Raw genomic sequence first — 18,172 nt, forward strand, 5'->3', positions numbered from 1 at the left:
AGCTATTTGTCTTTGTCATGTGGCAAAGGTACAAACTTTATTCCTTTCTTCGTATACCACTTGGCAATATATTTTGGTTAGCCCTCCCCCTAAGGCATCCACGGACTTTTGCAACTGACCCACAAAATCTGTAATTTTACTATTGGTGTCCGCTAAAACCTGAACAGTGTGACCAAAATTAAGGCTGAATTCCTCGCTTGGAATCCAGCCTTTTGTGTTACTTTTGTATTTGTAAAAAGACCAAGTAACTATGGGCAAAAGTACACATTTTATCGGACAGCCGATACTGGGACAGCTATTAAATTTCCTTAAAAAGGAGAAGATCATTAAAATAAGCCGCGAGAACGGTGGCGAGCGGTATGTAAAGAAGTTCAACGCATGGTGTCACCTGACAATCATGCTTTACGCCGTGATAATGCGTTTCGATTCTCTTCGCGAAATAACCTCGGCAACGATGATGGAGTGCCGCAAGCTCGGTCATCTGGGCATAAAGGACCTTCCACGTCGCAGCACGCTGGCTGATGCCAACGCCAGGCGGCCGGAGAAGGTGTTCGGCAAGATATACTCCAGCCTTTATTACCACTACAAGGACAAACTTTCATCGGACAGCCGCTCCAGGAACACTCCCCGGTGGTTCAGAAACATCAAAATCATTGACTCCACCACAGTAACCCTGTTCTCCAACCTCATTTTCAAGGGTGTCGGCAGGAATCCCAAGACAGGTAAGAAGAAAGGAGGCATAAAGGTGCATACGACCATACATGCCAACGAGGGCGTGCCGTGTGACGTGCAGTTCACGTCAGCGGCTACGCATGACCATTTCCTTCTATCGCCGGAGAAGCTGACCAAAGGCGACGTTCTGGCCATGGACAGGGCATACATAGATTATCAGAAGTTCGAGGAACTCACGCGGAAGGGTGTCACGTATGTGACAAAGATGAAAAGCAACCTGACTTACAAGACTTTGTCAAGCGTATGGCATATGGATACCGGCGGTCTGATGGTATGGCGGGAGGAACTTGTGGAATTCAGGAAGAAGGTAAAGGACGGGGAAGACATTGTGCACAAGGCGCGCATCATAACCTACGTCAATATGAAAAATCCAAAGAAGCCGAAACTCACGAGGCTGCTTACAAATGATTTGGAGACGGCTTATGAAGAAATAGTGGCCACGTATGACGCTAGATGGGAAATAGAGTCGCTATTCAAGCAACTGAAACAGAATTTCCCGTTAAGGTATTTCTATGGCGAGAGCGCTAATGCCATCAAAATACAGATTTGGGTGACACTGATAGCCAATCTGTTGCTGATGCTGCTGCAAAAGAGCACTACGCGGTCATGGAGCTTCTCCGGGCTTGCTACAATGGTCAGGATAATGCTCATGTACTATATTGACGTTCATGGATTCTTGGAACACCCGGAAAAGGATTGGGAGGAAGCATTGGAGAAGGCTTTGGAAGCCCCTCCTGAAAGTGAACAAAATTGAAGGAGGGGCTTGTCGCATAATGCTTAGAGCGGGATTTCTTTAAACCAAAGGGATTCCATAAGTCGTTATATCTGTTTAGCGGACACCAATATAATTTTACAAATGGACAGCAAACAAAAGGATTTATACGACATTGTGTTGCAAAATGACGCTAAAAGATAACGCGTCTTGAGAGAACTGTATCTAACTGACCATAAAATCGGTCTTGGGTGGCGCAAAATAGGAAAACAGGAAAATTGCGTTCAATACACAGGCTTCACGACTTCTACTCTCATTCCAAGGGCACTAATGATCCTATAAAAGGAACCGACACCGGACGTGATGATGCCATTTTCGATCTTGAGATATGCGATTTGGTCGTGTGAGTGAGCTCAGCAAGCTGTACTCGACTCATAGATGCCTTCCCTAATCCGTTTCACGAACTTCTTGGGTAGCCAGTCTTGGGCTTTCAAGAGTTGTTATCTCCATGATGTCAAGCATGGAAAATAGAATACCATCAATGGATTCATGATGACTCTGATGAAAGTGTCCGTAACACCATTTGGATAATGGCATATTCATTGCCTTCAGCTTCTCGTAGATATTATCCATCGTCATCCGTTCACATGCGACATCACTAAGAAGCAACTTGTCTTGCTGTGCCCAATCGTCAAGCCCGTTCTTATTGAGCAATTCGCAGAACGATGGTGCCGAATGCGTTACTACAGTATCTATCTGATAATGTTCACCGATTTTGCCAAGAAGCTCCTCATTATATACTGGCGCTTCATTCTCCCAATAGACGTTGGGGGCTAATGCGCAAGAACGGTCAATAAGATGTTTTGGATTCTCCTGCCATTCTTTTCTGTATCGACGGTCTATAGAGATGGCTCCGCCTATGCAAAGGACTTGATGCCCACAAGCTTCTATGACGGAATAGTCAGGGACGGCCAAGAAGCGTTTGTGCGCAAATACTTTTCCGTCGAAATATGCTGGGTTGTCATGATTGCCTCTAACAAACACAATCCAGTTATTATAGCTGTTCATCCGCCGGCTGTTTCTCCTGACGATATTGTCGTAGTAGCCTTTGTTCTCAAAGCCAAAGCCGCAGTCCCCGGCGACAATCAACAGCGTATCATGTATGTCGTATGTGACACACATCTTGTGAACCAGTAGGTTGAAGTCACCGTGAATGTCACCACAGACTACTATCTGCTTGGCATCAGGGAACTGGAATAACGGTATGTTTTTATCAATCATGGCGTAATGCCTCCCAATAAGATCTAAGTGCATCTTGCAGATAGACTACCACTTCAGAGAATGTAAGTGAATTGTCTGATTTTATTCTTCTCATGAAAGCTTTCCAACGGGTGGTCAGCATAAGGTCATCTTTGAACGATGGTGAGAAGAAAACAGCATCTTCTGTATAGCCGGTATGCCGGTTACAGAATGTGTTGACAACGGCATCAGTCAATGTTTCCGGGGCGTACTTTCCTTCATGAAGTAGATGGAACAGGTCGTAATAGTCTTTCATCCTGCTGCTTTGATTGCAAAGGTCTATCACGGCGTGCATTTTCTCTGCGATGACGGTTTCCACAGAATACGCCATGATGCTGGCTTGCGGAAGCGTGCTGATAAGCAGCGGATAATCCAGCTGAACAGGTGAAGGCGTGATGATGTCTCCAAAGCCAATATCCATGGAGAGCACCTGGGAAATGGTGTCCATAGCGACGGGAATGTGTAGCCGTATGCCATGGTAATCCTTTTGCTCGGTGATATTCTCAGAAGTGCCGCGTTCTACATCAAATGCTACTCCATCTTCAGGACAGTCAACAGAACAAATTTCCCGAAAGGCACTTACGATATGACCGCCATTGTTACTGATGCCAGCTCCGAGGAAATCAATGTCTAAGGTAGGACGGGCAGCAAACCTCTCATGCGCATACATCAAGGCACCTCCTTTGAGAAAGAAGTGGTCGCGATAGCGTGTCTGCGAGAGTCTATAGAGAACACGCTCCTGAAAATATCTCGTCAGAACCGTCTGGTAGAATATACCTTCTTGCTTGGATACATTCAGCAACTTGCTTCTGATGGATTTCCCGTAGTTTTTCGTTTTTTCATTCATAGCGCAATCTCAAGATAGTGGTTCAACGTATTCTTTACACGCAGTTTCTCGGCATAATCAACAAGTCTTGTAAGATTCCTTTCCGGCAATTTGAGATAACTGTTGACTACTTCTGAACATACATCTTGCCCAACCTTATTACGGAATTTGATAGCGTCGCAGACACTACGCTCCATATCAAAGATTCTGACTTGATAGCCATTGATGTCTTTAGTTGTCAAGCCAAGTTCCATGAGCTTGTCCGTCATATAATGCAGTTCAATGGCCGGGAAGTCCGGTAGCGTTACCTTTCTTCCTCTCTTGAGAGCCACATGAAAGGCTTGTGGAATGACTGTGGTCAAGCGATACGCACTCCATGCAGAGAAAGAGCAAAGAATACCATTTGGCACGAGCTTGTCAATGTCAACCATCGTGTCTGCCAACTGTTCCGGGCTTGCATATACGCCACGCTTTACCTTGACCAAGTCGCCTTGCCTGGCCTCTGACAACATCTTGTAATAGCTGTATCTGCCTTGTGACTTAGCGCCGACAGAAGAGATAAAGGTCTTTGTTGTAGCCATACTGTTTTGTTTTGTGTACAAAGGTACAACATTATTTCCAAAGTGATGTATGTTCGTACATACTTTTTTTTAGTTTTCTAGAGACTGGTTGTCTTCTTTTATAAGGATTGTCATGATCCTTTGAAAGAAAGCTCTTGAGTATGGCTTGTTCAAATATTAAAATCAGGAATCATTTGCCAGCTATCGTCACCTCTTTGAAGAGTCTTTCCGACAACTCATCAAAGGAAGTTCTTTCTGGTATCTTTACTCCAGCCATCTCTGACATAAAATAATATTTAAAATTTAAGCATCAACTTTTAAAGTTTACTAATGCTAAAACGTATCAATAGCATAGAATGTCAATAAATTACTGGATTTCTATGCGAATATTTTTGTACCTTTTACTTTGTAACTAATTGATAATCAATCAACATTATATTCCCACATGAAATTCACTCTTTTCAATATATGTGTGGCGGCTTTTGCTGCCTGCGCAATGATGTCTTCTTGCACCCAGTTAGAGGACACCAGCTACAACAGCGTAATCGCTGACGGCTTCAAGCCGACCGATGAGGATGTGGCCTCACTGCTCTCGTCGGCCTATGTCTCCTGGCGCAAGACGATGCTTCTGTGGAATGGTGTGGCAAGAGCAGAGATGCTCTGCACCGACGAGGATGTAATTCCGGCAAGACCCAATGGGTGGGTTGATGGCGGTGTGTATAAACGTATGCACCAACACAAGTGGACCAGCGAGGACGAAATACCGCTCAACAGTTGGGTGCGCACCTACGACGGTATCAACGCGTGCAACCGCGTGCTCTATCAGATTGAGTCCGGACAAGTCGAACTCGGTGATAGCAATGAGAACGTGATGGCAGAACTCAAAGTTCTGCGTGCTTCCTACTACTATCTGCTCGACGATCTTTTCGGCAATGTTCCCATCATCACCAAGTTTGACGTGCCTGAGGGATTCCTGCCCGAACAGAGTTCCCGACAGCAAGTCTATGAGTTTATCGTCAAAGAACTGGAAGAGAATATTCCTCTGCTTTCCGAGAAGGTGACCAGTGAATATTATGGCCGATTCAACAAATGGGCTGGATACACACTGCTTGCCAAGATGTATCTCAACTCTGAAGTATTCTCCAACGGTACACACAAAGACTACGACAAATGTATAGAGATGTGTGACAAGGTCATCAACAGCCATCACTATTCGTTGGACGCTACGCGCAAGAATGTCTTTGCCACCAACAATGAGAATTCCAAAGAGATCATCTTTGCTCTGCCTTTCGACGAGACGTATGTTACAGACTGGAACGCCTTCGACTTTCATATGTACACCTTACAACCGGAAAATCAGGCTACCTATAACTTTCAGGCTACTCCGTGGGGCGGCGTTTGCGTCATGCCACAGTATATAAACACCTTTGACAAGGATGATCAACGACTGACCGATGACTTCATCTCTGGCACCCAGTATTCTGCCGACGGCGAAGTACTCAAATGCACTATGGGTGGCATGGTCGGCAAACCGCTGGCTTATGTCAATGAGGTCAACAGCATCGACGGCTCGGAAGAGAACCAAGGGCTGCGCTGGGGCAAATTTGAATACGCCAAGAACAGCACCAACCGACTGAGCAACGACTTCCCGCTGTTGCGCTATGCCGACGTGTTGATGATGAAAGCAGAGGCACTGCTCCGTACTGGTCATGCTGATGAAGCTGCGAAACTGGTCACAGAGGTGCGTCAACGCAACTTCAAGAGTCATCCTGAGAAAGCCATTGTCACCGGTGAACAACTTTTGGGTAACAGTTGCTACGACTATGGACGACGCGACATCAATAAAACCACTCACGACAACGCAACCATCACCTATGGTAGAATGCTCGATGAACTCGGATGGGAATTCTCGCAGGAGGGACGACGCCGCCAAGATATGATCCGCTTCGGCGTCTTCTCTACCCGCTCATGGTTCTCACACGATGCCAGCGACGCAACAAAGAATCTCTTCCCGATTCCCAATAAGCAACTACTCACCAACGGCAACCTGAAACAAAATCCAGGTTATTCAGGAAATTGATCTGACTACGGACGAATTGTCCACTCAGAAAGATCTACTAAACACAAAAGAACAGCGGGGCACAGACGGAAGTCTTAGCTGAGTCTGTGCCCGCTGCCTATAATCCTCTATTCTCCAAGCTCTCTCACAAGGCAAAGGCTTCTCTGTGTGTCCATAACCCTGTGTGAGAGTTTTAGGGAAAGAGCGACATGAGATTCGTTCACAATTCCCCGGCTTTTCTTTTGCACATTGAAGAAAATGTCTTATCTTTGCGATCGAAAAAGCTATTCCTAAACAAATCAATGATATGACAAAACAAAAAACAATCCTGCTGACGCTGTTGCTGGCACTGTTGCTGCCGCTTCATGCTGCCAAACGTAAAAACCTTACCGGCATCTGCCGCGTGATCGACGGACACGCCACCGAGTTGAACTTCTGCTCGCCATCGATCGTGCGCGTGAGAGTGTTTCCCGGTACGGACACAAACATTCAGAAAAAGAGCTACTCGGTGCTGCTGAAACCCGGGCAGAACGTCACGGAGCCCATCACCGAGGAAGAGCGTGACGGCAAGCTCAAGCTTAGCTCGTCGATGCTCAACGCCACCCTCGACCTACGGACGGGCTATATCACCTTTGCCGACAACAAAGGCAAGGAACTGCTGCAAGCCACCGGTAGTCTCTTCACACCTTGCACCCACGAGGTGGACCACGGAAAGTACCAGGTCAGACAAGGTCTCCGACTGGCCAGCGACGAGGCCGTATATGGACTCGGACAGCTTCGTGACACGCTCATGAGCCACCGCGGACAGAAGGTGGAGATGTGGAACCACAACACATATATATCGATTCCTTTCTTCCTCAGCGGCAAAGGCTACGGTCTCTATTGGGACAACGCCGGACGATCGCTGTTCGACGACACTGCTGCGGAGACAACGATGAGCAGTGAGGTGGCTCCGTTTATCGACTACTACTTCCTCTATCGCGACGGCACGGCCGACGGCGTCATCGCCTCCGTACGTGAACTCTCGGGACAGGCTACGCTGCCGCCCTTGTGGGCCATGGGCTTCTGGCAGTGTCGCGAACGCTATAAGACCAGCGATGAACTCGTCGGTGTACTCGACAAATACCGTGAACTGAAGATTCCTGTCGACGCAATGGTACAGGACTGGCAATACTGGGGATGCGACTCCAACTGGAATGCAATGCGCTTCATGAACCCCTACTATATTAATAAGGTGGGAGATCCTGCCTGGCAACGCTACTTGCCCGGTGACATGAAAAACCTGAAACCACAGCAGCCACGCATCAAGAGTCCGCAGGAAATGGTAGACTATGTCCACCGCAACAATGGCCATCTGATGATCTCTATCTGGGCTAACTTCGGACCGTGGACCGAGCAATATAAAGAGCTCAACGCCATCGGAGCCCTCTATCCTTTCGACACGTGGCCCATGAAGCAAGGCGTGAAAGTCTACGATGCCTTTAATCCGAAAGCTCGCGACATCTATTGGAGGTATCTGTCCCACCTGCAGAAGATGGGATTCGACGCTTGGTGGACCGACTCCTCAGAGCCTGATCACTTCGAAAAGCCCGGCGACGACGACTGGATGACGGCCGACGGATCGTGGAGAAGCGTGAAGAATGCTTTCCCACTCGTGCACAACAAGGGCATCTACGACCATCAGCGCGCCACCAAAGAAGGAAACGCTAAACGTGCGCTGATGATGACACGCAGTGCTTCCTTCGGCATCCAGCACTACGGCACATTCTCGTGGAGCGGCGACATCCTTGCCTCGTGGCAGGAAATGAAGCAGCAGATTCCGTCAGGACTGAACTATTCACTCTGCGGCATCCCTTACTGGAATACAGACCTCGGTGGCTTCTTCTATTGGGAGTTTGAGCAGGATCCCCACAATCCTGCCCTGCAAGAACTGCAAACACGTTGGATGGAATGGGGCGCCTTCATGCCGCTGATGCGCAACCACTGCTCGTCGCCGATGGTCAGCGAGCTCTATCGTTTTGGCAAAGCCGGTGACTGGTGCTACGACGCTATCGTGAAATACATCCGTCTACGCTACCGCCTGCTGCCCTATACCTATAGTTCTGCTGCTGACTGCACGCTCCACAGCGGCACGATGATGCGCGCGCTGGTCATGGACTTTGCCAATGACCGCCATGCCGCAACGCTCAACAACGAGTATCTCTTCGGCCGCAACCTGCTCGTCAAGCCGGTCACAGACCCGATGTACACATGGAAGGACAGCTTGAAACGCGGACATCTGATCTATCCCGAAGTCAGCAAGGCCGCAGCGCCAACGACGGTCTATCTGCCAAAAGGCACGCTGTGGTATGACTTCTGGAACGACCAGCCTCATGCCGGCGGCAAGACGATCCAGCGTCTCTGCCCTATCGACATCATGCCGGTATATGTCAAGGCGGGTGCCATCTTGCCTTTCGGACCCGACGTGCAATACAGCACGGAGAAGCCGTGGGACGATTTGGAAGTAAAAGTCTACTGTGGAGCCAACGGCCACTTTGAACTCTATGAGGACGAGGGCAACAACTACAACTATGAGCGGGGGCGCTACACGCTCATCCCCTTTGACTATGACGAAGCCACGCACACGCTGACCATTGGCAACCGCAAGGGAGCTTACAAGGGCATGCTCACTCGCCGTCACTTCCGCATCACCGCTGTCACCGCCAACGGCAAGAAGGCAGAGCAGACCGTGGAATACACAGGAAAGAAATGCGAGGTAAAGATCTGAGAAGAAGAAGGAGCAGCCCCTCTCTAACTCTCCCTAAAAGGGAGAGAAAAACCTCATCCTAACAGCCTCACCCCCCAGCCTCTCTCCAAACAGCCTAATCCTTGGTACCTTCCTATGGTAGTTTGGTATAGCCAGAGTAATCACTCCCCTCTCCTTTGGAGAGGGGTACGGGGGTGAGGCTGGTGAGGCTGTCTCCACTCTTTCTGTCTTCTACGTATATCGAGAAAGGTTTTGACACCCCACCAGATCATGATGACGGTCAGGAGAAACAGCACGGCGATGATAATGTATAATTCTGTTTTCATAAAAATATCAGTTTAGAACAGTGATACTTAGGCATTGATTACGCCATTGTCGCTACAAAATTAAAAAAGAAAATCGACAAACGATGATGTTTTCACGATCGTTTGTCGATTTTCTGCGTTTTCTTTGGTTATCGCCTCAACACGGGCTTGCCGTCCTCGAAGCGGATTGGGATCCACAGATGACCGCTGTTGCCGAGCTCTTTCGGTTTCCACACGTCGGCCATGAACAGATATTCGGCACCACCGAACTGTCTGCGAAGCTTTGCGTCCGACACCTTATATATATAAGCACCCTGTCCGCCAAACGTCGTCTCAGCACCATCGCCCCTACAGGGATTGGGCAGTTGTGTCCAAGGACCAAAGATATTCTTGGCAGTAAAGAGACGAGCAGCATTCGGAGCCCAACCTGTACAGCCACTCGTGATCATCCAGTAAGTGCCATCCTGCTTGAAGATAGTCGGTGCCTCGTTTTGTCCACCGGCAGCCACACGCACAAACGAACCGTTGTGACCGAGGTAGTCGTCAGTGAGTTGCGCGATGTTGAGCGTCATATTATCCTCAGAAGAGAAGATGTGGTAAGCCTTGCCGTCGTCATCGACAAACACCGTCTGGTCACGCGCCATCTGTCCGCCTTCGAGATCACGCATGAAAAACATGCCACGCTCAATCTGTTTCCGCCATTCCGGTGTCCACCATGTCTGCAACTCAGGGAAGAGTAGCTGATGGCGCAAGTCGGTCGTGTCGGGCAGACAGAAGCCTATCGGATAGCAGCCCGCATTGACACGTTCCGACCGCACAAAGCGGAACGGTCCCATAGGATTGTCGCTGACCGCCACCGCAGCACGGGCAGCTTCGTAGCCCCGCCCTTTCAACTCAAGATGAAACCATATCACAAACTTCCTCGTCCGGGTGTTGAATACCACCTTCGGCCGCTCAATGATACATCCCCGCTGTATGTCGCTGTTGGTATCGTCGGTCACACTGAGCACCAAGCCACGGGAAGTCCAGTCGCGAAGATTCTTGGAAGTGTAGCAGCTCACGCCGAGCGAGCTGACCAGTCCGCCGTTGCTGCGAGTCTCACCATACCAATAATATGTGCCGCGATACTGGATGATATTTCCTCCATGTGCGTTGATATGCTTCCCGCTCGTGTCTTTCCACTGTCCTCCCTCCATCGGCTTCTGCGCTGCTGCGGAGAGAGAGAAGAAGGACAGGCAAACGGCGAGCAGATATATTTGTCGATAGTTTGTCATCTTTATCTCCTTTCTATAGATAATATCGTTATCAGTGTTCTATATATAATAATGTGTAGCTATATATAATAATGTGTAGCTCTCTTTCCCCATGCCACAACCAGTAAGGAGAAAGGAAAGGGGATATGCCAAAGCCGATCGGCATATCCCCCCATCTACTTACTTTAACATTATCATAAACGACATTAGTCATTCTCAGGATCGTACACGATCTTCTTGGCATTGTAGAACTTCATCTCAGCCAAGCAGAAGAAGCTGCTGTTTGAAGCCTCACGAGTGACAACGAAACGCAAATGAGTAAACGTCTTGCCGGCATCAATACCAGGCGTAGTGTACTCCGAAGACTTCGCTGTTGGCAGTCCACTGCTCACCTCAAATACCTTTTCCCAGCTCTGGCCGTCGTTGCTCACCTGAATCTCAAAAGCTGCTGGCGGGCGCTGCGAGCCATTACGGTTCTGATAGTAAAGCATGAACACTTGGTGAGCCTCCTTGAAGTCGATCTGCACATACTGTGGCATCGGTTTCTGAGGCTTACTCCACCGAGTATGGAAGAATGTGTTGGAGTTGCCATCAACAAGATTCTTAATCGGACCCTCTGAAGGTTCCTGATCATCAGTGCTGAGCTGGTTGGCAGAGAGTTTCACCTCATCCTCTTTCTCATAAGAAATCGTTGGAGGCACAGCGCCCGACTGAGCCTTGACCTCAACAGGCTGTCCGGCATCGCCCTTATCATTAAAAGCCTGGAAAGTGAACGTGTAATCGCCATATCGTTTCAAGGTATTGGTGATCAGCAACGAGTCGGTATAGATCGAGACGACATTTGTCACCTTCTGCTGATTAGCCGGATTGACATACGAGATCTTCATATAGGAGAAACTCGAATCAGCCGGCACCGTCCATCTCAGTTTGATTGCGCCAGGCAGAGCCTCCGAGGTCACAGAGGATGCATCAATGGTCTTGGGCTGGGCGAGATAGCCCGTCTCTTCAATATTTGTGAAGTTATCGTCGCAGGAAGCAAAGGCAGCGCAGGCTATTGCAGCGGCGAATAGATATTTAAATATTTTCATGTTATGCGTATTAAGTGCCCTGGCATTCACCAGGGCATGATGAAACGAAACATACAATAACATTAATAGCCGGGATTCTGCTTGAAGTCAGGACTGGTGTGCTTCATCATCTCGGAGTGAGGGATGGGCAGGAAGTAGAGTTTGTCGTCCCAGACACGCTTTACGATCTGACGTTTATAGGAGAACGAGCCGTCGCTGTTTTTGGTGATCTTCATCTCTGTGATGTTGGCATGCTGTGGTCCCTCTTTCCAACGGCGAATGTCGAAGTAACGATGATCCTCAAAAGCCAGTTCTACCATACGCTCTTTCTCATAGTCCTTCCAGAACGTGTCATTGCTCATACCTTCCGGGAACTCCGGCATTTCAGCGCGCACACGAGTTTGGTTGAGTGCTTCGCGCGGAGACATGGTCAACTCGGCACTGGTAGCATCAGCACCGCCTAAATAGCGGAAGGCAGCCTCAGCATAATCGAGATAGAATTCACCCAAACGGAAGATAACCCAAGAGTGACGCTTCGTATTGCTGTTGACTGAGGAGATATTCACCGATCCGTCGAGAAGCTTTTTCAAGTAGTAGCCCGTCGGCGTGGCTCCGGTGAGCGGCTCGCCATTCGCGCCGCCATAGTAAGTCTCCAAAGGAGTGCCATTGTACGATGGCCAGTTCTTCTCACCATTAACTGCAACAGTAAGTGCCAGTCGCGGATCACGGTCGTTGTATGGCTTTGCAGGATCAAATCCACTGTTGTCGTCATCCCACGCCTTACCGGTAGACTTCATGTCATAAGCGTCGACCAGTGTCTGAGTCGGACAGTTGTCGCCCTTACCATTCTCCACACCACGGGGATAGTTATTGGTTTCCAGCCAGTTGAGATCACCGATGCGACGTGCCAAAAGCACTTCGTCGTTCTGCCAGTTGTCGGTTCCCCAGAGATTCTTGTACTGACCCAAGAAGAGGTCATTGTCCTCGCAAGTGTCGAACACAGCCTTACTGGCCAGCGCAGCCTGATGCCAGAGTTCCTTGTCACCACTGGTGTTGAACAGCGGACTTGCCTTATAGAGGAGCGCACGAGCCTTCAAGGCCATGGCAGCCAAGCGTCCGACACGTCCTGTCTCACCGGCAGCAGCATCGTTCTCCAGCGTACCATAGCTAATAGGCAGATGAGGAGCAATCTCGTCGCACTCTTTGACAACGAAGTCGAGCACGTCCTTAGCCGGTGTGCGACCCAAGGCGTTTGCCTCGTCGGTGCTGATGACATCCGTGTAGAACGGCACATCGCCATAAAAGCTCACCAATTTGAAATAGAAGTAAGCACGCAGGAAGCGCACCTCATAGGGCAGACGATTGAAGCGGGCCATCTGATTGGCGTAGTCCTTGTTGAGCTGATACTCCGAGAAGTCACAATCCTTATAGTTGGCAAGGAAGTAGTTGGCCTCACGAATACCGCCATAGAAGCCAAAGACCGATGGCGCATTGTTGGCACTGAGCGAACCGTTGGTGAAGTTGTTGATGCTTCCTGAGCGCCAGGAATACTCAGCCTCATCGCAGGCTGAGGCAAGCATGCCTTCACCTACAATTCCGTAGTCATAGTCGAGATAACTGTATATGTTGGTGACAAAGCTAACGGTATTGTCGAAATTGTTAAAGACATACTTCTTGTCGTAGTTGGAATACTCTTTGTAGTCCATCTCATCGCTGCACGACGCCAATGCTGCTACGGCGAGCGTTCCTAACAATATGATATTTTTGATTGTCATAATCTTGTCTTGATTAGAAGTTTAGAATCCCAGTGCGAGACCAACATTGACGGATCTGTTAAGAGGATAGTTGGCTCCATAGTTCTCCGGATCGGCGCGCTTGATGTGGTCGAAGCAGAGCAAGTCCACGCCACGCACATAGAGCTTAGCCTTGTTGATGTAGCGTGTATGGGCGAGAAGCGATTTCGGGAAATTGTAGTAAACCTCGACATTGCGCAGCTTGAGGAAGTTGCGGTTAGCGAGCCATACCGAGTTGGTGTTGTAGTTATTCTTGTTGTCCTGTGAAGACAAACGAGGATACTGGGCTGTCTCGGCTGTTGCCGGTGTCCAACAATGCTCGTAGTAATATTGTCCGATATTGGTGTTGCCCACCAAAGGCTTCCACACAGACTGGGTATTGAGTATAGCGGTATAGTTTCCTACACCTTGGAACATGGCATAGAAGCCCAGTCCCTTATACTCCAAGCCGAGGTTAAAGGAATAGTAGATTTCCGGGCAGGAAATGTTATACCCCATACGCACCTGATCCTGCTCATCGATGACATTGTCGCCATTCTGATCCTTGAACTTGATGTCACCGGCCTTAGGCTCTGTGCCCAGGCGCTGAACAGGAGAATTGTCGATATCAGCCTGATCTTTGAAGAAGCCGATAGCCTGATAGCCGAAGATTGCACCGACAGGCTGACCGGTACGCTCAAGGTAGCTATACTCGCGCGGCTCCTCATACTCTTCCTTGATCTTGTTCTTTGCCAGTGTGTAGTTGACTCCTGCTACAAGGTTGAGAGCCGGTGCAATCTCATGATTCCACTGCGCTCCTGCCTCAAAGCCCCAACTGTTGACAATACCGCCATTGACATAAGGGAAGTTGACACCAGCCACCGACGAGTTCTTACCGCTTGAGGACACCCACTGATCATAGCGATGCTGATAATAGCCGTCGAGGGTCAGGTTCAATCCTTTGAAGAAAGTACCGTCCACACCGATGTTCCATTTCTCAGCCTTCTCGTGTGTGCTGTTGAGCGAAGCCAAGCGGCCCTCTTTCCAACCACTGTAACCATCGTAGTTGGATCCCAGGTTATAACCGTCACCGCCCGTGAACACCTGCTCCCAGTAGCCTTCACCAAGGATGTTGTCGATGGAGACAATACCCCAGGAAGCACGTGCCTTAAGGAAATCTATCCATGAGACATCTTTGAGGAAGTTCTCACGCGAAGCCAGCCAGGCAAGGGAGAAGGTGGGATTCAGAGCCGTGCGGTGCCCCGGAGCAAGTTTGTTGCTCGTGGCCAGACTCAGAGACAGATCCGCAAAGTAGCGGCCTTTGAAGCCATAGTGGTTATACCAAGAGGCGGTAGTTCGGTACCAAGTGTTGTTCTGTCCGTCCCAGTTGCGATACTCATAGTTCCACATCAACACGCTCTGGATGGCGTGCTCACCGAAGGATCGGTCATAGTTCACGCCGATGCCCCAGTTGAAGTTTTTGTTTTGCCAGTCGAGCTTAGAGTCACTGCTCATGTTGCTTTCCTTACCACCGGTATAGGTGCTGTACTCCGAAGGCTCACCGTCTTTCCAGCCAGTGACCGACTTCATACCATATTTATACTCTTTGGTGTGGTTCTCCCAGTAAGCAGCGATATTGTCATAAGCGATACGAGTCCAAGCACTCAGTCCTTTCGTCACAGAAGAGAGATCCTGCTTCAATGTAGCATTGGCGAAGAGCGCACGCGTATGTGCTTTACTGTAAGCACGACCTTCGGTCAGAGCAACCGGATTGGAGTAGCCGTCCCACGTAGCATTGCCGCCCCATAGGCCATCTTCTGTCTTGATCGGGAAGGCAGCGGCGGGCACCGTATAGATCTTACCCCAGAGGTTGTCACTGGACAAACCGGGACGGGATGCCTCCAAGAGCACACCGTCAAGGTCTACAGACAACAACGTCGTGGAAGTCAGATCAATGTCGAGGTTGGTACGCAGGTTACCTTTCTGGTACTTATTCTGGGTGCTGTAACCATCATTGAGATTGGCATTCTTGATAAATCCGGCATTGTTGACCAGACAAGCCTCGGTATAGTAGCGCAGGCGACTGCCTCCTCCACGGAAGCTCAGCGAGAAGATGTCACTGGAACCATGGTTGCGGAATGTCTCGGCAATCCAGTCTACGTTAGGGAAATAATAAGGATACTTGCCACTCTTGAACGCACTGAGCGCATTGGCATCGTAGCGTGGTGTGAGGCCATCATTGGCATAAGCCTCATTCAGTCCCAGTGCATAGTCATAAGCATTGACAAACTGTGGCCGGCGCACTTCCCAGTTGAAGGCGTGATCGTATGTGAACTTGATCTCGTGACTGTTGTACTTGCCTCGTTTGGTGATGATATTGATGGCACCATTAGCGCCTTTATAACCATAGAGCGCAGTAGCTGGCGCGTCTTTCAACACCGTGACTCGCTCCACCTCTTCGGGTGAGATGTTGGTAATATTGCGTTCAATGCCATCAACAAGGAGCAAAGGAGAGGAGCCGTTGAGACCTTGTAAGCCACGTATGAAGAAAGACGGCTCGTAGGAAGCATAGTCACCACTGCCCTGCAACGTGGTGAGGCCAAGCACCTGACCAAAGAGAGAGTTGCCGATGTTCTTTGCGGACCGTCGGTTGACATCAGCGCTTGTAGCCACCGACATCGTGCTTTCTGAAAGAGGTTGTGTGATGCCGAAGCCGATGTTGACGGGCGTGTCAGCATAGCGAGACACTTTAGCGGAGTCTGTCTGGGCTTGTGCCGCAAAGGCCGACATCATCGTGAGGGCGAATAATATCTGTCGTTTCATGAATTTTCTATTTGAATATATAGATTACCATTAATAATAGACTCATCACCGGATTACCATCCTGGATTCTGCGTCAAGCCATAGCCTTTGTTGATCTCGGATGTCGGGAAGGCAGAGAGGAACCACTTCGTAGAGAAGTTTGTCCACCACGAGCGACTCTTGTTCGAGAGCACATAACGCTCGTAAGAGAAGTGGGTCGGGAAAGCTTCACCAGTTGCATGATTACCTTTATAAGGCTGATCATTGGGTTGACCATTGGCATCGAGGCGGCGGATCTTTAAACCATGGAGCGGTTTGCTGAACAGATCGGAGCGACGATAGCGGATCATATCATACATACGGCTCTCTTCCAATCCGAACTCACAGTTGCGCTCCTTCAAGATGGCAGCAATCATCTTGTCCTTCGTAGAGACATCATAGCCGCTGGCCTTGAGTCCCTTCAGGCCGACACGCTCACGGATGGCATCGACATGAGGGATGGCCTCTGTGATGTGACCAGTCTGTGTCAGAGCTTCAGCATAGATGAGATACATCTCGGCCATACGCAGGTAAGGCCAGTTGCAATAGTTGTTGCTGGAGTTGGCCTTGTTCATATAAAACTTATTGTTGGCCATACCTGTGGCATACTGTCCACTCTCGTCTTTCGAGCGTTTGTCATTACCACCGTCCCAGCACTCCACTTGTTCACCACTCATATTGCCATTGATGTCCATGCGGTTGAGCGTACCGTTGACGATCATCGTCTCATAGAGGCGCGGATCGCGCGTGAGCTCACGTGGCTTACCCTTATGGATGAACATAGTGTCGAGATCACCGTTTTTCTCCAGGGCTTCATAGTCAAAGGGATGTCCGTCTTTCCAATCGAACTGCTCCATATAGTCTTCAGTAGGCGTGTAGCCACCGTTGCTGTTGAAGTCTGTTGCCCACAGATATTCATAGTTATGGGAGTCCTTATTACGTGCACGGGTAGAGATCAAGACCTCTGAGGTGCCACGCTGAGAATAAGCTTTACGGAAAGCAGAGCGGTAAGCACCAGGTGTCGTACCTGTAGGCTGCACCAGCGCGTAGACGTTGCCGTTCTGTGCATTCTTGTCAAAGAAAGCTTTGCAGGCATCTACAACATCCTGCCAACGGCTTTCCTGATAATCGCCATACCAAGTTTGATGGTTGGTGTTGGCGGTCTGATCGCCCTCTGTGCAGTAAGGCTGTGCATTGTTGAACAAAGGAGAAGCAGCGAAGCAAAGGATCTTTGCTTTCAAGCCCATGGCACCGGCCTGGGTGAAGCGTCCTTCCCAGTTGCTCTCATCATCGCCGAGTGACCAAGGCAATTCAGGAGCGGCCTCATCCAAAAGGTCTGTCATGAACTTCACCGTCTCCGCGACAGTAGCGCGAGGAAGCTCGTAGCTTGCCTCGGTGCCTTCGTATTCTTGCTTGACAAGGGGCAGTCCACCGTAGTTACGGAAGAGATCGAAATAGCGTTCAGCGATTAAGCATTTAGCTTCCGCCTTCAATCTTGTTTTCTCACTTTCCTCCAATGGTGAACGGTCTACATTGTTGAGGAAGATATAGCAGGCGCGGACGCACTCCCAAACATCGTAGTTCATGTAAGGGAAGCGGCCACCGTCACTGCCTCCAGTAGAAGGAGCAGAATAGGCACCACTATAGTATAAGCGGTTCACGCCATCCCAGTCGCAATGGCTGTGCACCTCATCGGAGAGTGCATCAATGATGCCTGTGTTCATACCTTGGGCCGCATGACCTAACCAGCAGAATGGCAGACCATAGTGCTGCTTAGCATAGCAACTCCATAAGAAATTGCGTGTGTACTCGGCATTGTTGAAGATGGTGTCCTTCGTCACGTCGCCACCCGGGGCTTTCTCCAGGAAGGCGTCACCGAACTTCCATTCATCGGTACAAGAGGAAAGGCTCATAGCAAAGAGACCAAATGCCAAAGCCAGACCTAAGAATATATGGTTTCTATTGAAAGTTTTCATCTTATTGTCTTTCATTGATTATGA

General features: G+C 49.4%; 12 protein-coding genes. 3 read left to right on the forward strand and 9 right to left on the reverse strand.

The features are described from left to right. Window positions 1–250: 250 nt before the first annotated feature. Window positions 251–1,486: an IS4 family transposase gene (locus tag NG346_RS11965; RefSeq protein WP_262280994.1), complete on the forward strand. Its 1,236-nt coding sequence runs from the start codon at window positions 251–253 to the stop codon at window positions 1,484–1,486. Between the two features lie 405 nt (window positions 1,487–1,891). Here NG346_RS11965 and NG346_RS11970 read toward each other — a convergent pair whose 3' ends face one another. The 3 genes from NG346_RS11970 to NG346_RS11980 are packed head-to-tail and all read right to left on the reverse strand — an operon-like array spanning window position 1,892 to window position 4,150. Then, window positions 1,892–2,725, reverse strand: a complete 834-nt coding sequence (locus NG346_RS11970; protein WP_262280993.1) for a metallophosphoesterase — start codon at window positions 2,723–2,725, stop codon at window positions 1,892–1,894. Further along, a complete protein-coding gene (locus NG346_RS11975) occupies window positions 2,718–3,590 on the reverse strand; it encodes a nucleotidyl transferase AbiEii/AbiGii toxin family protein (protein WP_262280992.1) in 873 nt (290 codons plus the stop codon). Before NG346_RS11975 ends, NG346_RS11970 begins: the two co-directional genes overlap by 8 nt. Then, window positions 3,587–4,150: a type IV toxin-antitoxin system AbiEi family antitoxin domain-containing protein gene (locus tag NG346_RS11980; protein ID WP_262280991.1), complete on the reverse strand. Its 564-nt coding sequence runs from the start codon at window positions 4,148–4,150 to the stop codon at window positions 3,587–3,589. Before NG346_RS11980 ends, NG346_RS11975 begins: the two co-directional genes overlap by 4 nt. Window positions 4,151–4,574: 424 nt before the next feature. Here NG346_RS11980 and NG346_RS11985 point away from each other — a divergent pair, with 424 nt between their 5' ends. Next, window positions 4,575–6,209 (forward strand): RagB/SusD family nutrient uptake outer membrane protein, encoded by a 1,635-nt coding sequence (locus NG346_RS11985; protein WP_262280990.1) that lies wholly within the window; start codon window positions 4,575–4,577, stop codon window positions 6,207–6,209. Window positions 6,210–6,495: 286 nt separating this feature from the next. Then, the gene (locus tag NG346_RS11990) at window positions 6,496–8,955 is read left to right on the forward strand and encodes a glycoside hydrolase family 31 protein (protein ID WP_262280989.1); all 2,460 of its coding nucleotides are present in this window, start codon (window positions 6,496–6,498) and stop codon (window positions 8,953–8,955) included. 140 nt (window positions 8,956–9,095) lie between these two features. Here the strand turns inward: NG346_RS11990 and NG346_RS11995 are convergent, their stop codons facing one another. The 6 genes from NG346_RS11995 to NG346_RS12020 all read right to left on the reverse strand — a co-directional run bounded on the left by NG346_RS11995 (window position 9,096) and on the right by NG346_RS12020 (window position 18,148). Then, entirely contained in the window at window positions 9,096–9,260 is a 165-nt protein-coding gene (locus tag NG346_RS11995) for a hypothetical protein (RefSeq protein WP_262280988.1), read from the reverse strand. Between the two features lie 128 nt (window positions 9,261–9,388). After that, entirely contained in the window at window positions 9,389–10,513 is a 1,125-nt protein-coding gene (locus NG346_RS12000) for a glycoside hydrolase family 43 protein (protein ID WP_262280987.1), read from the reverse strand. A gap of 185 nt (window positions 10,514–10,698) precedes the next feature. Then, on the reverse strand, window positions 10,699–11,580 hold the full coding sequence (locus tag NG346_RS12005) for a discoidin domain-containing protein (RefSeq protein ID WP_262280986.1): 882 nt from the start codon (window positions 11,578–11,580) through the stop codon (window positions 10,699–10,701). 62 nt (window positions 11,581–11,642) lie between these two features. Next, window positions 11,643–13,334: a RagB/SusD family nutrient uptake outer membrane protein gene (locus tag NG346_RS12010; RefSeq protein WP_262280985.1), complete on the reverse strand. Its 1,692-nt coding sequence runs from the start codon at window positions 13,332–13,334 to the stop codon at window positions 11,643–11,645. A gap of 21 nt (window positions 13,335–13,355) precedes the next feature. Then, window positions 13,356–16,154 (reverse strand): SusC/RagA family TonB-linked outer membrane protein, encoded by a 2,799-nt coding sequence (locus NG346_RS12015; RefSeq protein ID WP_262280984.1) that lies wholly within the window; start codon window positions 16,152–16,154, stop codon window positions 13,356–13,358. A gap of 53 nt (window positions 16,155–16,207) precedes the next feature. Next, window positions 16,208–18,148, reverse strand: coding sequence for a RagB/SusD family nutrient uptake outer membrane protein (locus tag NG346_RS12020; RefSeq protein ID WP_262280983.1), 1,941 nt, complete (start codon window positions 18,146–18,148; stop codon window positions 16,208–16,210). Window positions 18,149–18,172: the final 24 nt, after the last annotated feature.

The organism is Hallella absiana (assembly GCF_025457485.1).
GTDB classification, from domain to species: Bacteria; Bacteroidota; Bacteroidia; order Bacteroidales; family Bacteroidaceae; genus Prevotella; species Prevotella absiana.